At 49.5% G+C, this 18,758-nt stretch carries 25 protein-coding genes; 15 read left to right on the top strand and 10 right to left on the bottom strand.

Translation table 11 applies throughout. The features are described from left to right. Window positions 1–10: 10 nt before the first annotated feature. Window positions 11–274, bottom strand: a complete 264-nt coding sequence (locus ACYQ27_RS07620; protein WP_456395124.1) for a 50S ribosomal protein L35ae — start codon at window positions 272–274, stop codon at window positions 11–13. Between the two features lie 169 nt (window positions 275–443). On the opposite strand from ACYQ27_RS07620, the gene pepQ reads away from it, so the two are divergent. The 5 genes from pepQ (at window position 444) to ACYQ27_RS07595 (ending at window position 4,047) form a co-directional block, all read left to right on the top strand. Next, window positions 444–1,487, top strand: coding sequence for a Xaa-Pro dipeptidase PepQ (gene pepQ, locus ACYQ27_RS07615; RefSeq protein WP_456395125.1), 1,044 nt, complete (start codon window positions 444–446; stop codon window positions 1,485–1,487). Continuing rightward, window positions 1,484–1,636 (top strand): hypothetical protein, encoded by a 153-nt coding sequence (locus tag ACYQ27_RS07610; RefSeq protein ID WP_460041394.1) that lies wholly within the window; start codon window positions 1,484–1,486, stop codon window positions 1,634–1,636. The genes pepQ and ACYQ27_RS07610 overlap by 4 nt, the downstream gene beginning before the upstream one ends. Window position 1,637: 1 nt before the next feature. Then, window positions 1,638–2,711 (top strand): mRNA surveillance protein pelota, encoded by a 1,074-nt coding sequence (locus tag ACYQ27_RS07605; RefSeq protein ID WP_460041393.1) that lies wholly within the window; start codon window positions 1,638–1,640, stop codon window positions 2,709–2,711. 206 nt (window positions 2,712–2,917) lie between these two features. Then, window positions 2,918–3,115 (top strand): AbrB/MazE/SpoVT family DNA-binding domain-containing protein, encoded by a 198-nt coding sequence (locus ACYQ27_RS07600; protein ID WP_456453577.1) that lies wholly within the window; start codon window positions 2,918–2,920, stop codon window positions 3,113–3,115. After that, window positions 3,112–4,047 carry a type II restriction-modification system DNA methyltransferase gene (locus ACYQ27_RS07595; protein WP_456453578.1) on the top strand — a complete coding sequence of 312 codons (936 nt, stop codon included), beginning with the start codon at window positions 3,112–3,114 and terminating at the stop codon, window positions 4,045–4,047. The genes ACYQ27_RS07600 and ACYQ27_RS07595 overlap by 4 nt, the downstream gene beginning before the upstream one ends. Window positions 4,048–4,051: 4 nt before the next feature. Here the strand turns inward: ACYQ27_RS07595 and ACYQ27_RS07590 are convergent, their stop codons facing one another. The 5 genes from ACYQ27_RS07590 to ACYQ27_RS07570 all read right to left on the bottom strand — a co-directional run bounded on the left by ACYQ27_RS07590 (window position 4,052) and on the right by ACYQ27_RS07570 (window position 7,671). After that, the gene (locus ACYQ27_RS07590) at window positions 4,052–4,726 is read right to left on the bottom strand and encodes a hypothetical protein (RefSeq protein WP_456453579.1); all 675 of its coding nucleotides are present in this window, start codon (window positions 4,724–4,726) and stop codon (window positions 4,052–4,054) included. A gap of 129 nt (window positions 4,727–4,855) precedes the next feature. Continuing rightward, complete coding sequence (locus tag ACYQ27_RS07585; RefSeq protein ID WP_456453580.1) at window positions 4,856–5,023, bottom strand: hypothetical protein; 168 nt, start codon at window positions 5,021–5,023, stop codon at window positions 4,856–4,858. A gap of 175 nt (window positions 5,024–5,198) precedes the next feature. Continuing rightward, complete coding sequence (locus ACYQ27_RS07580; protein ID WP_460041392.1) at window positions 5,199–6,194, bottom strand: AIR synthase family protein; 996 nt, start codon at window positions 6,192–6,194, stop codon at window positions 5,199–5,201. Beyond that, window positions 6,172–6,984 (bottom strand): DUF7411 family protein, encoded by an 813-nt coding sequence (locus ACYQ27_RS07575; RefSeq protein WP_460041391.1) that lies wholly within the window; start codon window positions 6,982–6,984, stop codon window positions 6,172–6,174. The genes ACYQ27_RS07580 and ACYQ27_RS07575 overlap by 23 nt, the downstream gene beginning before the upstream one ends. A 30-nt stretch (window positions 6,985–7,014) precedes the next feature. Next, complete coding sequence (locus ACYQ27_RS07570; RefSeq protein WP_456453583.1) at window positions 7,015–7,671, bottom strand: YciC family protein; 657 nt, start codon at window positions 7,669–7,671, stop codon at window positions 7,015–7,017. Window positions 7,672–7,936: 265 nt separating this feature from the next. On the opposite strand from ACYQ27_RS07570, the gene ACYQ27_RS07565 reads away from it, so the two are divergent. The 4 genes from ACYQ27_RS07565 to ACYQ27_RS07550 all read left to right on the top strand — a co-directional run bounded on the left by ACYQ27_RS07565 (window position 7,937) and on the right by ACYQ27_RS07550 (window position 11,815). Next, window positions 7,937–8,164: a FeoA family protein gene (locus tag ACYQ27_RS07565; protein ID WP_456394888.1), complete on the top strand. Its 228-nt coding sequence runs from the start codon at window positions 7,937–7,939 to the stop codon at window positions 8,162–8,164. 91 nt (window positions 8,165–8,255) lie between these two features. Further along, window positions 8,256–10,235 (top strand): ferrous iron transport protein B, encoded by a 1,980-nt coding sequence (gene feoB, locus ACYQ27_RS07560; protein ID WP_456453584.1) that lies wholly within the window; start codon window positions 8,256–8,258, stop codon window positions 10,233–10,235. A 1-nt stretch (window position 10,236) separates the two neighbouring features. Then, entirely contained in the window at window positions 10,237–10,497 is a 261-nt protein-coding gene (locus ACYQ27_RS07555; protein WP_456394890.1) for a DNA-binding protein, read from the top strand. Window positions 10,498–10,567: 70 nt separating this feature from the next. After that, complete coding sequence (locus ACYQ27_RS07550; RefSeq protein ID WP_456394891.1) at window positions 10,568–11,815, top strand: nucleotidyltransferase family protein; 1,248 nt, start codon at window positions 10,568–10,570, stop codon at window positions 11,813–11,815. Window positions 11,816–11,861: 46 nt separating this feature from the next. On the opposite strand, the gene ACYQ27_RS07545 is transcribed toward ACYQ27_RS07550, so the two are convergent. Beyond that, window positions 11,862–12,662 carry a DNA integrity scanning protein DisA nucleotide-binding domain protein gene (locus tag ACYQ27_RS07545; RefSeq protein ID WP_456394892.1) on the bottom strand — a complete coding sequence of 267 codons (801 nt, stop codon included), beginning with the start codon at window positions 12,660–12,662 and terminating at the stop codon, window positions 11,862–11,864. A 193-nt stretch (window positions 12,663–12,855) separates the two neighbouring features. Between ACYQ27_RS07545 and ACYQ27_RS07540 the strand changes: the two genes are divergently transcribed. The 3 genes from ACYQ27_RS07540 to cyaB are packed head-to-tail and all read left to right on the top strand — an operon-like array spanning window position 12,856 to window position 14,396. Further along, window positions 12,856–13,389: a UbiX family flavin prenyltransferase gene (locus ACYQ27_RS07540; RefSeq protein WP_460041390.1), complete on the top strand. Its 534-nt coding sequence runs from the start codon at window positions 12,856–12,858 to the stop codon at window positions 13,387–13,389. A 1-nt stretch (window position 13,390) separates the two neighbouring features. Next, window positions 13,391–13,873: an Lrp/AsnC family transcriptional regulator gene (locus tag ACYQ27_RS07535; protein ID WP_456394894.1), complete on the top strand. Its 483-nt coding sequence runs from the start codon at window positions 13,391–13,393 to the stop codon at window positions 13,871–13,873. A 7-nt stretch (window positions 13,874–13,880) separates the two neighbouring features. After that, the gene (cyaB, locus tag ACYQ27_RS07530) at window positions 13,881–14,396 is read left to right on the top strand and encodes a class IV adenylate cyclase (RefSeq protein WP_456453591.1); all 516 of its coding nucleotides are present in this window, start codon (window positions 13,881–13,883) and stop codon (window positions 14,394–14,396) included. Window positions 14,397–14,408: 12 nt separating this feature from the next. Here the strand turns inward: cyaB and ACYQ27_RS07525 are convergent, their stop codons facing one another. Continuing rightward, window positions 14,409–15,602: a redox-regulated ATPase YchF gene (locus tag ACYQ27_RS07525; protein ID WP_456394895.1), complete on the bottom strand. Its 1,194-nt coding sequence runs from the start codon at window positions 15,600–15,602 to the stop codon at window positions 14,409–14,411. Between the two features lie 117 nt (window positions 15,603–15,719). Here ACYQ27_RS07525 and ACYQ27_RS07520 point away from each other — a divergent pair, with 117 nt between their 5' ends. Further along, complete coding sequence (locus ACYQ27_RS07520; RefSeq protein ID WP_456453586.1) at window positions 15,720–16,547, top strand: MBL fold metallo-hydrolase; 828 nt, start codon at window positions 15,720–15,722, stop codon at window positions 16,545–16,547. Beyond that, window positions 16,544–17,503 carry a magnesium/cobalt transporter CorA gene (gene corA / locus ACYQ27_RS07515; protein WP_456394897.1) on the top strand — a complete coding sequence of 320 codons (960 nt, stop codon included), beginning with the start codon at window positions 16,544–16,546 and terminating at the stop codon, window positions 17,501–17,503. Before ACYQ27_RS07520 ends, corA begins: the two co-directional genes overlap by 4 nt. Here corA and cuyB read toward each other — a convergent pair. Together cuyB and ACYQ27_RS07505 are read right to left on the bottom strand one after the other, a co-directional pair. Continuing rightward, window positions 17,481–18,197, bottom strand: a complete 717-nt coding sequence (cuyB, locus tag ACYQ27_RS07510; RefSeq protein WP_460041389.1) for a cysteate racemase — start codon at window positions 18,195–18,197, stop codon at window positions 17,481–17,483. The two genes, corA and cuyB, sit on opposite strands and share 23 nt — an antisense overlap. 2 nt (window positions 18,198–18,199) lie before the next feature. Beyond that, window positions 18,200–18,544, bottom strand: coding sequence for a cupin domain-containing protein (locus tag ACYQ27_RS07505; protein ID WP_460041388.1), 345 nt, complete (start codon window positions 18,542–18,544; stop codon window positions 18,200–18,202). Between the two features lie 10 nt (window positions 18,545–18,554). Between ACYQ27_RS07505 and ACYQ27_RS07500 the strand changes: the two genes are divergently transcribed. Beyond that, a complete protein-coding gene (locus ACYQ27_RS07500; protein WP_456453588.1) occupies window positions 18,555–18,722 on the top strand; it encodes a hypothetical protein in 168 nt (55 codons plus the stop codon). Window positions 18,723–18,758: the final 36 nt, after the last annotated feature.

Below are 18,758 nucleotides of genomic sequence, written 5' to 3'. Positions count from 1 at the left end.
AAAAATTGAATCAGAGAATCTCAACACAGTCGTTTATCGCCTGGCCCGGCAGAGGGGTTTCAAACCTCGCCTTCACCTCTCCCTGAGTCCCGTGGGTTTTTGTTATTTTCCCTGCAAGTTTCTTACCGGTCGGCGATTTCCAGACCACCCTTCTCCCTATAAGCTGGGCTGCCTGCTCCCTGCTCTCAACTCCGAAGGGCTTGAGTATCATGTGGCTGTTGTGCTGTCTCTCCTTGCTCCTTGCATAACCAACGACGAGGGCTCTTCTCTTCATCGCACCTCACCACTGGTGCATTTGATGTCGAATTTTTAAAGTTTACTGGGTTGGGGCGGATGCTGTTGAGGATTGCAGGAGGCTTCCATTTGATGAGTTGCACATCACACCCCACAGCATGCGAAAGGATTTTATTTATCCTCCCCCATCACACCTTGAGGTGAAATCCATGCAGAGAATCAGGAAGATTCAGGAGTTTATCTCCGAGAAAGAGCTTGATGCTGCTTTGATCATGGGGAAAGAAAACCTGTTTTACTTCACGGGAAGCAGTCCTGTTCTCGGAGGCTATTTGCTTATCACACCCGATGATGCCGTTTTTATTGTGCCGGAGCTGGAATATGAAGAAGCCAGAGAAACCTCCTCTGTTCCGGTTGAAAAGTTCAAGGTGTCTGCAGAGCTTTTTGAGAGATTTAAAGCTTACAACTCGATGGCTCTGGAGGGAAAAACGAGCTTCGGTTTTGTCAACAGCCTGAGGGAAAAATCCGGGATAAGGGTGTTTGAGTCAATTGATGATATCATAAAGGACCTGAGAATCATCAAGACCCCCGAGGAGATAGAGCTCATTGAGGCCGCATGCAAAATAGCCGATGCTGCCATGATGGCGGCGCTTGAAGAAATAAGGGAGGGCAGAAGGGAGAAGGAAATTGCAGCGAAGATGGAGTACGTGATGAAGGTGCAGGGGGCTGACAAGACCGCTTTTGACACCATAATAGCGAGCGGCTGGCGTTCGGCTTTACCGCACGGCGTTGCCAGCGATAAGAGGATGGAGAGGGGGGAGCTTGTTGTTATTGATGAGGGTGCTCTCTACAGGCACTACAACTCGGACATAACCAGAACGATAGTCGTAGGCTCCCCGAATGCAAAGCAGAGGGAGATATACGAGATAGTGCTTGAGGCCCAGAAAAAAGGCGTGGAGGCGGCAAGACCCGGGATGAGGGCCAAGGAACTTGACACAATCGTCAGGGATGTCATCAAGGAGTACGGCTATGGTGAGAGGTTCATCCATTCAACCGGGCACGGCGTCGGCCTTGAAATTCATGAATGGCCGAGGGTTAGCCAGCAGGATGAAACGGTTCTGAGAGAGGGCATGGTTGTGACAATCGAGCCAGGCATTTACATCCCCAAATTCGGAGGGGTTAGAATAGAAGACACTGTGGTGATAACCAAAAACGGGGCAAAAAGGCTAACCAGAACCGAGAGGGAGCTGATTTGACCCGTCCAAATTTTGGAGCCCCGGAGGATGCAATTCAAGCTTCAAAGAAAAAGAACTTCGGGGGATATGTAGTGTTGGACGATAACCTCAAGGAACTCGAAGACGCAAAGAGGAACGGTGTTCCATTGAGGGAGATTTGGGGTGATTGAGGTGCAGATAATCCGCCAGGACGTTAAGGAGGGCAAGATAAAGGTCAAAGCCGAGACCCTCGACGACCTCTGGCACCTCTATCACATCATAGACCCCGGCGATATTGTTTACGCCAAAACACTCAGAAAGCAGAGCCAGAGGAGCGATTCGCTCAGGGCCGAGAAGGTCGAGGTTATTCCCGTCTTCCTCGGAGTTAGGGCAGAGAAGATAAACTTCCACAAGTTCGCCAACCAGGTACGCGTTACCGGGCCGATAGTCTACGCCAGCAGGGACGACGTCCCCCTCGGCAAGTACCACACCCTTGCAATCGAGGAAGGCACGGTCGTTACAATCCAGAAGCCCCGATGGAAGGAGCACCACATAGAGAGGCTGAAAGAAGCGGTTGAAGCGTCAAAGAGAGCAAGGGTTATGATAGTCGTCATAGACGACGGGGAAGCTGATATGGCGATAATCAGGGAGTACGGCGTCGAGATACTCAAAGGGATACGCTACAACCTCGGGGGGAAGCGCTACAACACCAACCGCGAGAGCGAGGAGAAGAAGTTCTTCCACGACGTTGCCAAGAGCATGGAGGAGATAATAAGCCGCGAGGGCATAGAGAGGGCCATAGTTGCCGGCCCCGGCTTCGTCAAGGAGGACTTCCACAAGTTCCTGCGCGAGAACTATCCGGAGCTGGCCAAGAAGGTGGTCATCGAGGACACGAGCGTGACCGGAAGGACGGGCATCTATGAGGTCATCAAGCGCGGGACTGTTGACAAGGTCTACCACGAGAACCGCGTTGCTAAAGAGGTTCAGCTCGTCGAGAGGGTGCTTGAGAATATAGCTAAAAACAACGGCATGGCCGCTTACGGTCTCAGAGAGGTCGAAGAGGCCGTGAACTACGGCGCCGTTGAAACGCTCCTAGTTCTCGACGAACTGCTCAAGGGAGAACACCGGGAAAAGATAGAGGAGCTCATGGACACGGTGAGGTATTCGAGGGGAAACGTGGTGGTGGTAAGTTCGGAGCACGAGGGAGGCGACAAGCTGAAGGCGTTGGGCGGCCTGGCGGCACTGCTGAGGTTCAGGGTGAAGTGAGTTTAGAACTCACAAATTTGAGAACAAGTTCCGCCAGTTTTATCGCGTTCTCCGCCTCTTTTTCCTCCGGTTCGTGGAGGGTTGGCTATCCCATTTTAATACGTGAGTTGGGAGTCTATATGTATCCGTTTGGTGTTATTTTGATTGTCAATTTGCTTGCAAATTATTAGACAAAAAATTTATAAAATCTCTTAAACCATCATGTCATGGTGATTGTGTTGGGTGAGAGAACAACGCTCACAAAGGCAACACCGAGGTCAAACTCCTTGAGAACGACAGTGCCAATCTTCATTGTAAAGCAGTTTGGGTTAAACGAGGGGGATATGCTCGACTGGGAGCTCGGAGTATTTAATGGTGAACTATTAATTATAGTGAAACCCGTGAAGAGGGAGGGTATTGAATGACAAATGGAGTAAAAAGGAAAAGGACCCGAACGAGTGCTTTTGGTGTGGGGGGCAGAGAGGGGCATGACTCAAGCCCATTCTATAACAGAAGGCTTTACTCAAACTTCAAGCTGCCGAAACCCACAAAAGAAGACCTTATAGAAAACAAAGTTCCCGAAGAATATCTCGATAGGATTGTTGTTGGAGATGCGAGAGATATACTCAGGCATATTCCTGATCAATCGGTTCATCTCATGGTAACATCTCCACCATACAACGTTGGCAAGGAATACGATGAGGATCTCACACTTGAGGAGTATCTCGACTTCATCGAAGAGGTTATGAGGGAAGTTTACAGGGTTCTCGTCTGGGGTGGCCGTGTGTGCTTCAATGTTGCAAATCTTGGCAGAAAACCTTACATTCCCCTGCACGCGTACCTGATTGAAAGGTTTGAGAGGATAGGTTTTCTCATGCGGGGGGAGATAATCTGGGACAAGGGCGAGGCGGTAAGCGGCTCTTCAACTGCATGGGGTTCATGGATGTCTCCTGTAAACCCCGTCCTTAGAGATCAGCATGAGTATATCATTGTTCTCAGCAAGAAAAGCCTCAGAAGAGAAAAACCGAAGGAGAGAGAAGCAGTATCAACAATAGCAAAGGAAGAGTTCCTTGAATATACCAGGAGTGTATGGAAATTTCCACCAGAGTCGGCAAAACGTGTAGGGCATCCGGCACCTTTTCCTGAAGAACTACCTTACCGATGCATTCAGCTCTATACCTTCAAGGGTGATGTAGTACTTGATCCATTTGTCGGAGCAGGAACAACATGTGTTGCAGCAGCTCGAACCGGGAGGCATTTCATTGGTATAGAGATAAATCCGGAGTATGCAAAAATAGCAAAAAAAAGGGTTCAAGAGGCAATTAAAAATCCGTCCCTTTTGAATTTCCTTAAATGAGTGGTTATTGGCCTTCCATGGCTATCTTCTTTACCAGTTCATACCACTCCTCAAAATATTTATCTTTGAGTTCGTTGATTTTTGCGGGTGGTACTGGATCATAACTTGTCTTTATATGATTTCCTCTCTCCTTCGCTTTCTCGACGAGCCTCTTCACTGTTTTTGTGTTTAATCCAAACCCGCGGGGGTTTGTTCCTGATCTCGGAATCCACCAGTAGTCCCCTATAGTTTTCTCTGTTGTTTTCCTCTGAATCTCTTTGAGATCATCGATGGATATAACACTCATTTCAATTGTGTGCTCCTTTTTATTACCAACAACATATAGTATGTTATAGTGGAATTTAAAGTTCAGTATCCTTTCGACGGTTGGAAAACCATCCCATGCAAGTTTTACTGTGCTGTACCCCTCAGTTGTTTTGAGATTGTAGTAACGTTCCGTTTTATCTTCAAGGATAATCTTGAAATCCCACTCCCTTTCAGTGTCAAGAGCTTGTATGATGTTCAGATTAAATTCCTTCTTGAGCATTTGTATGATAAAATTCTCCCTTCTTTTACCAACATCTGGAGAATGTCCCTCAAAGTACAGAACTTCCCATGCACGGCCGAGGAGTTTGAGATATTCCATGTTATTCTCAAATAGCTGGATTATAATGTCCTTTTGTGTTTTCATAACTTTCACCGATTGTTTTTGTTATCTGTCTCTCAAAAATCTTTTGGATACTAATCAACGGCTGGGATCAAAAGCGAAACTCGGAAGCCCTCTTAGTACTGTACAGGAGTTCAGCCTTTTCAATCCATCCTTTGAAGCTCAAATTTTCGCACCCTCCCTGAGAGCGTAGTAGTAAACAAAGCCAGTGTCATCCTTGACCTTTTCGAGCTCGTCCTTTGAAATGAAGAGAACGTCCACCTTGATTTCCCTCAACAGAAGCTCCCTGTGTATCCTCTTATAAGCTCCAAGCTCGGTTTTTCTATCCAACGGCCCGGATAGAACTACCAAAATGTCCCAGTCGCTGTCTACCTTGAAATCCCCCTCGCCCGGGAACCGAAGAGAATTACCTCTTTAACACCAAGACTGAGTTCCCCCAGTATCTTAACAACGACATCCCGGATAATCTCTTGGCTCATAGTTTATACTGGAGACCTTCTGGTGTTTATTCTTTGCCGTACAGCCTCGCATAGGGGTCGCCCTCAAAGCGCGGGAACTCCTTTTCCTCCCCGTTTTCGATTAAAACCCGCCTTTTATCCGCGGTGAACTCCCCAATTTCAAACACTTCAATTCCATTTTTCTGCAATCCTGTAATTAATGAATCAGATTTTTCTGGTGGCACTATCGCTATCAGCGTTCCGGTTGAGGATACACTCCAGGGCTCAAAGCCGTAGAAGTCGAGGACTTTTCTCACCATCGGGTCGAGCCGGAGCTTCTCGGCATATACCCTGAACCCAAGGCCGGAGTTGTCGGCTATCTCGTGGAGGGAGGTTAAACCGCCTTCAGTTGCGTCGTGCATGCCCCTCACGAAGGGCTTCGCTGTTAGAGCATCGGGAACCACGGTCTCAAGCCTGTACATAGCTCTTAGTTTGGAGATTTCTCCGGGAGTTAGAACCTTTCTCAGCTCATCCGCCCGGAAATAGGAAGCCGAGACCGCGAACTCAAGGGCGACCTTGTTGGTGACGACTATCTTATCGCCGGCCATGGCCAGCGGGAGCTTCAGTTCGTCCTTCTTCACGAGCCCCATCGCCGTCGTTGTGGCAGTCGGTTCATTGACGGAGGGATAAACTCCTGTATGGCCGCCTATTATCGAACTCCCGTACTTCCTGCATTCTGTGTTTAAGTCTTGCATCGTCTTTTCGAGAAATTCCTTTTCGCTTCCGGGCGGGAGGAGGATATCAACCACCAGCCACCTCGGCCTCGCCCCAAAAACGGCCACGTCGCTTGAAGCGAAGTGATAGGTGAAGAAGCCAAAGGTCTCGGCCGGAACGCCGAGGGTTGGGTCAGTGGCTACAACAAGGTAATGGTTTTCATCGTACTCAAGAACTGCCGCATCAAAGCCCTCTCTGGGGCCGTAGATTACCCTTGCGTCCTCTATACCGAGGTTCGGAAAAATAACTTCTCTCAAAACCTTGTTTCTAAGCTTTCCGAGCGGGAGCATTGGGGTCACCTCTGAAGTGCTCTACGGTCTCTTCCACATCACGGAGCGTTTCCTCGTCGCAGTCCCAGCACATTATCTCGAAGCTCGGAACCCTAACACTGACGCGAACCTTTCTTTTCCTCGCAATCTTGCTCACCTCGTAGTTGACCCGATGGGCCAAGTCCATTAGCTTTTCCGTCACGATTTCCTCCCTGTCTATGTACTGGAGCGGACAGCCCTCGCGCCACTGCCTCCTCCGGGCGTGCTCGTACATGCGGTAGGGCCTTATTCCGGCTTCTTCCGCGAGCTTTTCAACCTCTTCAGCGGTGTACTTTATCAGCGGCCGGAAGAACGGCACTCCAATTTTCGGCAGTTCGCAGAGCCGTATGTCGGTTTTGCACTGGTCGAGGAGAGCCCCTATTATCTTGTCGTTCGCGTTGTCGCCTTTAGCTAAGACGTCGAAGCCGTTGTTGAGGGCGAACCACTTGGCGTTCCAGAGCATGACCTTCTTGCAGTTTATGCATATCGGCCCCTTCCTGCCTGTTGCTTCCCTGAGCAGGCCTTCCGTAACATCGACGAGGTAGTGCTCGACGCCGAGCCTCTTGGTGAATCCCATCGCCCAGTTTAGCGTTTCCCTCCAGCTCCAGCGGTGGAAGAACGTCAGGGCTGAAACGTCTAGGCCGGCTTCTTTCAGCAGGTATAAGACGAGCGAACTGTCCTTTCCGCCGGAGAAAAGCAGGAGAATTCTCTTATCTCGAAGTCCGTTCCTGCTGCTGAGTTCTTTTATTTCACTCATGACCTCTGGAAGCATGATAAAAGTTGGGAGGAGGTATTAAAAAGCTCACTCCCCCCTGAGGTCGAGATATGCCAGTGTTAGTGCGACAGCCACATATGGCGTCGTTATCAGTGAGGCCACCGCACTGCCCACATAGGGTATCAGACTCAAAATCATTGTCACTATACCGACTATGATTATGAGTGCGATAAGGAACACCACAACATCACCAAAATTCTCCCTGACGAGACCGATACTACCCTTTATTGCTTCGATGCCGTCCATATTCTCGAGCATTATTATAGGAATCGTGAATGCTACGAGAATCAGCCATATCAGTCCCGGAATTATGAGAAGCATCATGCCTATGAAGGCTCCGATACCTATTATCACCGTTGCTACAATCAGACTGCCGAGCCTGCTGAGTGCGGCATTTATCCCCTCCATGTATCCTGCGGATTCGCCCGTGAGCTGTCTGTGAGCCATGTCAACTATCGCCCCCGCAGCTATAAGGGACGCTATGAATGATATCAATCCCAGTATGCCCGCCAGCCCCATTAATGCTCCCATTCCTGCTGGCCTCATCCTGAATACGCTTCCTCCAAATGCAATCCCGCTGATCAGGCTGATGGCAAATGGCAGGAGTGCCGGGACAAAAAGGCTGTAGTTCTCCTGAAGCATTCCAACAGGTTCGGTAAGACTCTTCCCTATATCTATTCCCACTTTCAACACCTCGCTTGATACGTTGCATTACTTTTGCGGTTCACGGTTAAATACTTTTCTAAAATTCCAGTAAATTTTGACAAACTTTATTTTTATGTGAGCTTTTGGAAACAGAATGGCAACAATTCATTCAAACTTTCCGGTTTTGAAGAACAATCCACCAATATTTAAAATCAAACCGTATCCTTTTGTTAGGCTCACCAAAGCTTTTTAAGGCGATCTACTGAGTATGAGAGTGAATTAGGCTAACCTAACGGTGATAGACATGATTGTACCATTGAACTCCCTGAAACCCGGGGAGAAGGGCATGGTGGTCAACATACTTGGAGGCTCCGGTGCGCGGCAGAGGCTCCTCGCCATGGGCCTGACCCCGGGAGCGACAGTTCATGTGATAGAATCACACCAGTTTGGACCCATCATTCTTTCGGTTAGCGGGACGAGGTTTGCCATAGGTAAGGGGCTGGCAGGCAAGGTTATGGTGAGGAAGCTATAACAAATATTACTGCTCTGTATGGTAATCCCAACGAGCGGGACAAGATTTGCCATTGATATAATTGAATAGGTAGGATTGTGGTGAGGAAGCTATGATGAAGGTTGTTGCCCTGGCAGGGAATCCAAATGTTGGCAAAACCACAATATTCAACGACCTGACGGGCATGAGGCAGCACGTCGGCAACTGGCCCGGCGTAACCGTGGAGAAAAAGGAGGGAATTCTCGAATACGCAGGCGAGAGGTTTCTCGTGGTCGACCTGCCCGGGACATACTCCCTCACAGCCCATTCGGTGGACGAGCTTGTGGCAAGGGATTTTCTCCTGAAGGGGAGTGCCGATGTTGTCGTTGATGTCGTCGATGCAACCGCCCTTATGCGGAATCTTTTCCTTACAATGGAAATATTTGAGATGGGACTCAGGAACATCATTATTGCCCTGAACAAGATTGATCTCGCCGAGAAAAAAGGCATTGACATTGATGTGAGAAAAATGGAATCCGTGCTTGGGGTTCCGGTTGTCCCGCTGAATGCCAAGGAGGGCATCGGGGTTGACGAGCTCAAGAAAAAGATACATGAGGTTGCAAACAGAAAAGCAAAAATCTCCCCCATAATGCCGAGGTATGACCCCGCCGTTGAGCGTGAAATCGAACATATAAGCAAAGCCCTAAAGCACACAGAACTTGCGGAAAAATACAGCCTCCGCTGGCTGGCGATAAAGCTTCTCATGAGGGATGAGGAGGTCATCAAGCTCGTTCTGCGTCATCTAGGGAGCGAGAAGCTCAATGAGATCATGGGGCATATAGGGGAGGTTGAGGAGAGGTACAAGAGGGCGATGGATTTGATAATCGCGTCCCAGAAGTACGAATTTGTCGACAGCCTGATGCACAGGTTCATGCGCTACAGATTTGAGCAGGGAGAGACTTTCAGCGACCAGCTCGACAGAATTTTGACTCATCCTGTCTATGGGCTCCTCGTTCTTTTCGGCGTGTTTTATCTGGTATTCAAGTTTATCTTTGCCTTTGGAATGCCCCTGCAGGGGATGCTGGATGACGCATTTTCCTCATTTGGACAGTGGCTGGCACCTCAGATAGCAAACGAAGCCCTCAGAGGGCTGCTGGTGGATGGCGTGATTGCGGGCGTGGGTGCGGTTCTAAGCTTTTTCCCTCTGGTCTTTCTTCTGTTCCTTGCGATGGCCTTTCTGGAGGACGTCGGATACATGGCCAGGGCGGCTGTTGTCATGGAGAGGATAATGAGGAAATTCGGTCTTCCGGGAAAAAGCCTGATACCTCTCGTTCTGGCCCTGGGGTGCAATGTCCCGGCTGTGATGGGCACGAGAACCCTCGATGAGGAAAAGGACAGGATAGTGACTATGTTGATAAACCCCCTCATTCCGTGCAGCGCCAGACTCTCGGTTATAAGCTTCCTTGCGGGGGCTTTCTTTAAGAGGAATCAGGCCATTGTCGCTGTAAGTATATACGCAACCTCAATCATGCTCGCCCTTGTGATGGCATGGCTGTTCAGCAGATTTCTGGTAAGGGGCGAGAGCAGCCCGTTTATAATCGAGCTCCCGGAGTATCTGGTTCCTTCGTGGAAGACCGTGATCCTGCATTCATGGGAAAGGAGCAAGGAGTTCGTCAAAAAGGCAGGCACAATAATTCTGGCGGGTTCTGTGGTTATCTGGTACCTGAGCAACTACCCGAGCGCCATAGGAAGCGGCCGGAGCTATGCCGAGAGGATTGGAATGTTCTTTGAGCCCTATGTAAGGCTTATGGGGCTTGACTGGAAAGCTGCAGTGAGTCTGCTTTTTGGAATTATTGCAAAGGAGAATGTGATATCCACCTACGGAGTGTTATACGGCAGCAGAGAGGCCATAATAAACGCAATGGTGCCCCTGCAGGCCTATGTACTCGGCCTCGTAACAACCCTCTATATCCCATGCATAGCGACAATCGGGGCGATAAGGGCAGAGGCGGGATGGAAGTGGGCACTTTTCACCGTTGTCTATATGATAGGGCTTGCTTCGGTCGTGGGTATAGCCGCCTATCATCTGGGGCTGGCCCTGGGGAGGCTGTGAAATGGGAAAGCTGGAGAGGGTGCTGAAGCTGATTGAAGAGGGCAGGAGCATTGAGGAGATATCCTCTGAGATAGGAGTTCCTCCCTCGGAGGTCGAGGGCATGATAAAAATACTGGAGAGCATGGGGTATCTCAGGGTGATTGAAACGGGTGATTCCACATGTGGAAGCTGTCCTTTGAAAAGTGTGTGTCCGGGAAGCTGTATTGAATTTAAGGGGAAGGTCTACCAGTTAAGGTTTAAGCCCGGCAGGAGGGATAGATGAGTTGGCGGTATCTATTTAATAGCCGTTAAATATATAAGTTGTGCCGCAGTGGTTATTATTGGTGGTATTAATGAAAGCTCTTATCCTTGCAGGTGGATTTGGAACGAGATTGAGGCCTATATCCTCCACCAAACCAAAGCCGATGGTTCCGGTTCTTGGAAAACCCAATCTGCAGTATATTCTTGAGAATCTGGAAAGAATAAAGGAAATCGATGAGATAGTGATTTCAGTTCACTACATGAAAGCAGAGGTCAGGGAGTTCATAGACGAAAAGATGCCCGAGTACTCAAAGGACATAAAGTATTCAGTTCAGCCCATGCCTCTTGAAACCGGGGGGGCCATTAAAAACGCTGAGCCCCTGCTGCTGGGAGAGGAGGACTTCCTCGTGGTATACGGTGACGTCTTCACGAACTTTGACTTCCAGGAGCTGATGAAAGCCCACAGCGAAAATGATGGTCTGATAACCGTTGCGCTGACGAAGGTCTATGATCCGGAGAAATACGGTGTTGCAGTGCTCGATGAAGAGGGCAAGATTGTAGACTTTGAGGAGAAGCCCAGGAGACCGAAAACAAACCTCGTTGATGCCGGTATTTACATGGTCAGCAGGAAGGTTCTGGAGGCCATTCCGAGCGGAAAAGAGGTTTATTTCGAGAGGGAAATTCTTCCGAGGTTTGTGAATGAGGGTCAGGTATACGGACACATGATGCCGAGAGACAGATACTGGGTCGACCTCGGAACTCCTGAGGATCTGTTCTATGCCCACCAGCTTGCTCTGGATGAAATAGCCAAGGAAAACGGTTATTTCACCGTCAAAGAGGGTGCAGAAGTACCTGAGGACGTTGAGATTCAGGGGCCGGTGTATATAGACCGGGGGGCTAAAATAGGGCACGGCGTCAAAATAAAGGCATACACCTACGTGGGGCCGAAGACCGTCATTGAGGACAGGGGATACCTCAAAAGGGCAATTTTAATCGGGCATGATATCGTGAAGGAAAGGGCCGAGATCAAGGATTCAATTCTCGGAGAAGGTGTTGTCATAGGAAAGAACGTGATACTCAAGGAGGGTGCTGTTGTCGGAGACTACGCCAGAATTTACGACAACCTCGTCATATACGGTGCAAAGGTTCTCCCGTGGAAGAAGGTTGAGGAATATGAGGCATACATAAAGATAAAGCTCGACCCGACAAAGGTGAGACCAGAGCTAACCCCGGACAGATGCCCGCTGGGCCTGCCTGAGTGCATATACAAAAAGTTTAAGGCAATGGCGGGAGAAAAGCCGCCCTGTGACGAGTGCATAGAGAATCAGTGGCTCTTCTGATGCTCCGATTTTATTTTTACTTTCAACTTTCAGTTTTCAAACCGGCTTAATATTTTATCCTCGGGTTATACTCCAGTATCATTATCCCATTTTTAAAGACCCTTATGGTTCCGCTTTCGGACAGGCTAACGGATGTTGCCTTTGTTAATTTTGTTATCCCCGCCGCCGCGACATGCCTACTTCCCAGTCCGGGAGGGAGCATAAGGTCAAGCTTCTTGAAATCTATATCCAGATACCTTCCGGCGGAGAGTATTCTCCCGGTGCTGCTTATTACAAAGGCTCCATCGAGGAGAGCGAACTCCTTTATTATCTCCTTGCTCCTCTTGTCCAGCACATTGATTTTGTGTCCCTTGAAGGGATTCGGTATCATCTGGTGGGAATGCTTGAGAACCCTCTTCACATCTCCTATAACAAAAAGGGTTCCGAGCTTTACTCCCTCTCTGCCCTCTATGCTCAGCTCGATTGCAATCTCAAGAACCCTCTGTAAAACCGTCTGAGCGGAGGAAAAGAAGCCCTTAACCGTCGTCAGGCCTTTTTTTATAACCTTGATTCCAATTGAGTCCGGACTCACGTAGACAAATGACTCCCCCTCCCTGAGGATTTCATGCTCAAATAAAAAAGCCGAGATGAGATTCAGGGTGTTCTCTGTATCCAGGTTCTGTGGCAGGGGAATCCTCTTGATGTCTCCAGAAATGTCAAAGGTGCTGCCCGCCACGATTACAGGAAGGGAAGGATTTTCAATGTACTCATCGGGCACATCATGCAGGATAACAATAGCCTTTGAATCGAGTTCGGAGGCCAGTTTCCCGGCGGTTCTGATTAAAACTTTAATGGTTGTTCCGGACATCGGCTTCCCCGTGTTTACTGTACCGGATGGAGTTATAAAAATGTTGGTCGTGCACCACCATAATGCTTTCAGGAAGATGGAGCCACCAGCTACCGGCCGCATCATAGCCATAACAAAACTTTGAAAAAATGTAAAAGAAAAAAATTAAATATCTGCATCATGAATTTTATAGGGCTGTTCAGGAGGAGCGGGCATGAGGATTGTGGTGGCAATAACAGGTGCAAGCGGCGTGATTTATGGCGTCAAACTGATAGAAGTTCTGAAGGAGCTCGGGCATGATGTGATAAGCATAGCCTCGGGGACAGGACTGGCCGTGATTGAGCATGAGCTCGGAACCAGGTTCAGGCCGGACTACCGTGAGGACGACCTTTTTGCGCCCGTTGCTTCGGGCTCCTACCCCTTCGATGCCATGGTTGTAGTCCCGTGCTCCATGAAGACCCTCTCGGCGATAGCAAACGGCTACGCGCACAACCTAATAACCCGGGCTGCCGATGTGGCACTGAAGGAGCGGAGAAAGCTTATCCTGGTAATCAGAGAGACGCCGCTCAACCTTATCCATCTCAGGAACATGGTGGCGGTGACCGAGGCGGGGGCTGTAGTTATGCCAGCATCTCCAGGATTTTATCATAAACCCAAAAATTTGGAAGATATCGTAAAGTTTATAATTGGAAAAATTTTAGATAATCTCGGGGTTGAACATAATTTATACAAAAAATGGGGGAGCTGAAATGGTGCAGCTTGATGACCTGGACAGGGCTATTTTGAGGCTGCTTAAAGAAGATGCACGGCTCACTATTTCGGAAATCGGGGAGAAGCTCAAGAAACCCGAATCAACGATTCATTTTAGAATAAAAAAGCTTCAGGAGAGGGGCATCATCGGCAGGTACACGATAGTTGTGGGTAAAGACCTTCAGCCCAATGAAACCGCTTTTGTCATCGTCAGGGTTAAAACCCCGGTAATCGAAGATTTTCTTGAAAGGTACCTTGAGTATATAACACGAACCCTTGCCATGCTTCCGAACGTCCTCATGGTTTCAAAGAGCGGGGATGATACCATACTCGTCCTCGTTGGTGAGGAGAATGAGGAGAAGCTCAACAGATTCATTGAGGAAAATATAAACGCGCTGCCGACTCTGAGGGAGGTTACGGTGCTTCCGGTCAGAGAGTTTAAGAAAGGGAGTGATATAATCGGGTTCCTGGCAGGGGTATAACATGGAGATTGAAGTTGAGGTTAAATTCAGGGTTAATCTTGGGGAGATACAGCCAAGAATAGAGGCCATTGCAGATTTTGATCACGAAGAGGTGCAGGAGGATCTCTACTTCTCCGTCCCCCTTCCCGCTCTTCTGAGAATCCGGAGAATAGTCAACCGGGATGAAAGCATTCTCGGCTATAAGCTCATAAAGGACAGCCGGAATGAGGAGTTCGAGGAAATAGAGGTGGTGGTTGAGGATTTTGAAAAAACAAAGGAGATACTCAAGCGGCTCGGCTTTAAAGAGGACGTGTGGGTAAAAAAGCACAGGTATGTGTATAAACTTGGCAACGTCACATTTGAGCTCAACCGCGTTGAGGGGCTCGGGGACTTTCTGGACATCGAGGTTATAAGCGATGACCCGGAAAAGGCAAAGGAGGAAATATGGAAAATCGCGGAAATGCTCGGGTTAAGAGAGGAGGACGTGGAGCCGAGGCTCTATCAGGAACTCATTCAGGAGAAGTCCAAAGGAAAGGGAAAATAAAAACTGCCCCTATCACCTCGCGGTAGCCACGATCTTGATTATGTCGTTGAACTGAAGCTCGTAATCCTCTCCTACACGCCTGTGGGTTTTTGCATTGACCGCGTAGAGAAATGTCCTTCCAAGATCGGTATGCACTTTAAAGGCCAAATCACGGGGTGTCGAACCCTTCTTCATGAGGAACACGTGGGGAAGGACGTTGCCGAACTGATCCGTTAGCTTGTGCTCATCCTCCACAGGATAAACAGGTACCAGCCGGAGGAGCTCGAAGGTTGCCCTGTTTATAACCTCCTGAACACCCGTTGACCCGAATCTATCCAGAACACGCTCCTTTATCAGATGGAGGGCCTTCTCCTGTTTTGGGCTCATCTTCTTCAGGATTTTGAATTCATCCGCTCCGGGGATGTATTCAATGAACCCTGCCCTGGCGGCTTTCCTCAGGGTGAGTTCAGCTACAGCCGATGTGGGCACGACTATATATCCCCTGCTCCTGCCTTTTTTTACAAGGCGTTTTATCTGGGCGTCAGCGGCGGCGTCCGCCTTGTTGGCTGCTATGATTATCGGCTTGTTGACCTTTCTGAGCTCCCTGACGAACTCAAAAAGCTCCTCATCGCTCCATTTGGTCGGGTCGTCGCTCAGCCCGAGCTTGTGTATCGCCTCAAACGTGTCCTGTTCTGTAACCCCGATTCCGGTCAGCTGGTCTGCTATCGCCTGTGCGAGCTTGAGGTGCTGGAGCTTGACCCTCTTTGAGAACTTCTCCCAGTTCTTCTTGAGAATCCCGTAAATCCAGAAGTCTATCTCCCTCTCAAGGAACTCGATGTCCTCCACAGGGTCGTGGTGCTCGACAGGGTTGCCCTCTGCGTCCGTCTTTCCCGTTGCATCCACCACATGTATAAGTGCAGAGGCCATCCTCAGGTCATCGAGGAATTTGTTCCCCAGCCCCCTGCCCTCATGGGCTCCGGGAACAAGGCCGGCGACGTCTATCATCTTTATGGGTATCAGAGCGAGGCCGTTTCTGAACTCGTAGTTCTGCGGATTTGGCATGCAGCCAAGCTCCCTGCACGGATGCTCCGCTATCGCATGGCTAACACCGACGTTTGCATCTATCGTCGTGAAGGGATAATTGGCAATCTGCACATCAACGAGGGTTGCCGCCGAGAAGAATGTGGATTTTCCGACGTTTGGTTTTCCCACAACACCTATCTCCATGCTATCACCTGTGGACATTATGCCCCCTGCCTTTAAAGGTTAAGGTTTTGAGAACCTGGCACCGGCATGGCGAAAACTATAATTCCCTGAAGAGCATAAACCCACCGGGGTGATTTTATGAAGGTGAAAATCCACACCCTTGCCGAGGATTATGCCGGCTACGAGAGTCCCTTCCTGGCACAGCACGGAATAAGCTTTTTGATTGAATACAGGGGAAAGAAGGTGCTCTTTGATGCCGGCCAGAATGCCGCTCCGATACTCCACAACATGGAGCTCCTCAAGGTGAGTCCCGGGGATATTGATTATATCTTTCTTTCCCACTGCCACTACGACCATACCGGGGGCCTTATTGAAATCCTCAGGAAAATCGGAAAAAGAATCCCCGTGATAGCCCATCCTGCAATATTCAGGAAGCACTTTGTAATGAAGCCCTCTCTGAGGCATGTTGGTATCCCTTTCAGGAGGGAGGATGTGGAGGAATACGGAGAGCTGTTTCTGACAGCGGAGCCCTTTCAGATAATCGAGGGGATGTACTCAACCGGGGAAATCACTGAGAGGGAGGAGTTCGAGAGGAAAAACCCCGAGGTCTACACCCTCAGAGATGGCAGAATTGTGAGGGATGACCTCAGGGATGACATGAGCATTGCGATTAGGACTCCGGAAGGCCTCGTGATTGTTAGCGGCTGCTCCCATGCAGGCATCGTCAGTATAGTGAAGCATGCCCTGAGGCTCACAGGGGAGAAGAAGGTCAGGGCGGTTATAGGCGGCTTCCACCTGATTGATGTCGGTGAAGAGCGCATAAGAATGACGGTTGAAGCTTTCAAGGAGCTCGGGGTTGAGGAGGTCTATACAGGGCACTGCACAGGTCTGAGGGCAGAAGCCGCTTTTCTTGAGGCGTATGGGGATAGATTTCACAAGCTCCATGCAGGGATGGTGATCGAGTGAGCAAAACGGTATTTGCATACTCAAAGGATAGATTTACGGGTCAGAAAATTGAGACCCTGAATGAGGCTCTGGAATTTAAGGGGTACAGCGTCGTATGGGTGAACATTGATGGCTTCGAGCATCTCAGCGAGCTCAAGGAAGTCTTTGGATTTCACGATGCGGTTTTCAAGGCGATTGTAAGGTCAAAGGGCAGGGTAAAGGCAATGATGTTTGAGGACTATCTCTTCCTGCTCCTCTACCAGATTTATGAGCTCTCAGGTGGCCTCAAGAGAGAGAAAACCGCAATATTCCTTAAAGACAATTTCGTGATTACGATACAGGAACGGGCGGGGGATGTCTTCAACCCAATCAGGGAGAGCATAAGGAAAGGTGAAGGCCTGTTCAGGGAGAAAGGGGCTGATTATCTTGTATTTGCCCTTCTCGATGCCATAGTTGAAAATTACATCCCGATGCTTGAAAAAATAAGCTCCAGAATGGAGGAGCTTGAGAGCAGGATACTGAAGGGCGGTGATAGGGACACCCTGCGCAGGATTCACGGGATCAGAAGGGAAATCCTCTTCATGCGGCGCACCATATTTCCCCTCCTGGAGACATTCAGAAAGCTGGAAATCGATGGGAGAGGCTTCTTTGAGCAGGAAACCGGGGGATACCTCGATGAGCTCCACGAGCACATAATGGAGGTTCTTGAGGTCGTTGAGAGCCACAGGGAGATGGCAAACGGGCTGATTGAGATGTACTACTCAACAATATCGATGAAAACCAATGAGATAATCAGAATCCTCACCGTGGTCTCGACGATATTCATCCCCCTGACCTTCATAACCGGCCTCTACGGTATGAACTTCCGCTATATGCCCGAGCTCGGCTGGAGATACGGCTACTTTGCTTCCCTGGCGGGAATGCTCCTGATAGCCCTCGGAATGCTGTACTACTTCAGGAGGAAGGGGTGGATTTAATATCATCGAGACCGAGGGCCAGCTTTACGGCCCTCTCCGCTATAACGTCCATGGGGTCTATTAGAGGAACGCTCAGGTCTTCCTGTCTCAGCGCCACGCTCACCTCCGTGCACCCGGCTATTATTCCCTCGGAGCGCTTTTCCAGTTTTTTTGCCACCCTCAAAATAAGCTCCCTGCCGAGTTCCAGATTTCCGGACTTAACTCCCTTGTAAATTCCCCTCATAACCTTTTTCTGATCCTCCCTGTTCGGCACGGCTATTCCTATACCCCTGTCAAGCAGGGCTCTGTGGTAAACCAGCCCCTTTATGGTTCCGTCGGTGGCCAGAAGGCCCACTTTCCTGAGACCCATTTTCTCAATTTCCTTCGCCGTTTCCTCGATCATGCTCAGCAGGGGCACTTTGATTTCCCTTTGAATGGTCTCGGCGAAGAAGTGTGCCGTGTTGCATGGCATTATTATGAAGTCAGCTCCCCAGCTTTCGAGCTTCCTTGCACTGTCAATGAGCTCCGGCCTTGGATCCTCGCCCTTCCCGAGGATAAAGGCTGTCCTGTCCGGAATCTTGGGGTTGTTGTAGATTATAATCCTCGGATGATCCTGATCCCTTTTAGCGGGCGTTTTTTCAACTATCCGCCTGAATAGCTCCGCTGTTGCCAGTGGCCCCATGCCGCCGAGGATTCCGATGGTTTTTTCCGGCATGTTCATCCCTCCAGCCATACGGTATCGTCCCCGCGGTAGTTCAGCTTCACCACGAAGAGCCCGAAGGGTTCATTGCGTTCGTTGACCACCCAGTGGACGGTTTTCGGCTTTACGAGGAAGATGTCGCCCGGCTTCGCTTTATACTCCTCATCGCCGATGCCGAGCTTTGCCTCACCGCCCATTATGTGGAACAGCTCGTACTGGTATAGATGATAGTGCTTCTTAACCGTCTGCCCCGGCTTGACCTCGACTATCTGGGCGTAGGTGTTTTCGGGCAATTCGCCCTCGAAGAGCGGGAGCTTCCGGTAGGTGCCCCTGTCTATGAGGTTTTTGATTTCGGCTTTCATGGTTGTTGGTTTGAGGGAAAAGATAAAAAGGTTGCTAAGAGTGGTGTCTGAGCTGGAGGATGTCCAAGAAGGCCACGAAGAGACCAGGAAGGAGTATTATCCAAGGGCTGATGTTCCAGCCGAGGGCTATCAGAGCCGGTCCGAGGAAGGGTACGATATAACGACCATCAACTATTAACATCCAAAAGATAAATAAAGTAAATCATAAAACGAA

The organism is Thermococcus atlanticus, from assembly GCF_054657855.1.
Note: the sequence above shows the minus strand (reverse complement) of the source record. Positions and strands in the feature narration are given on the sequence as shown.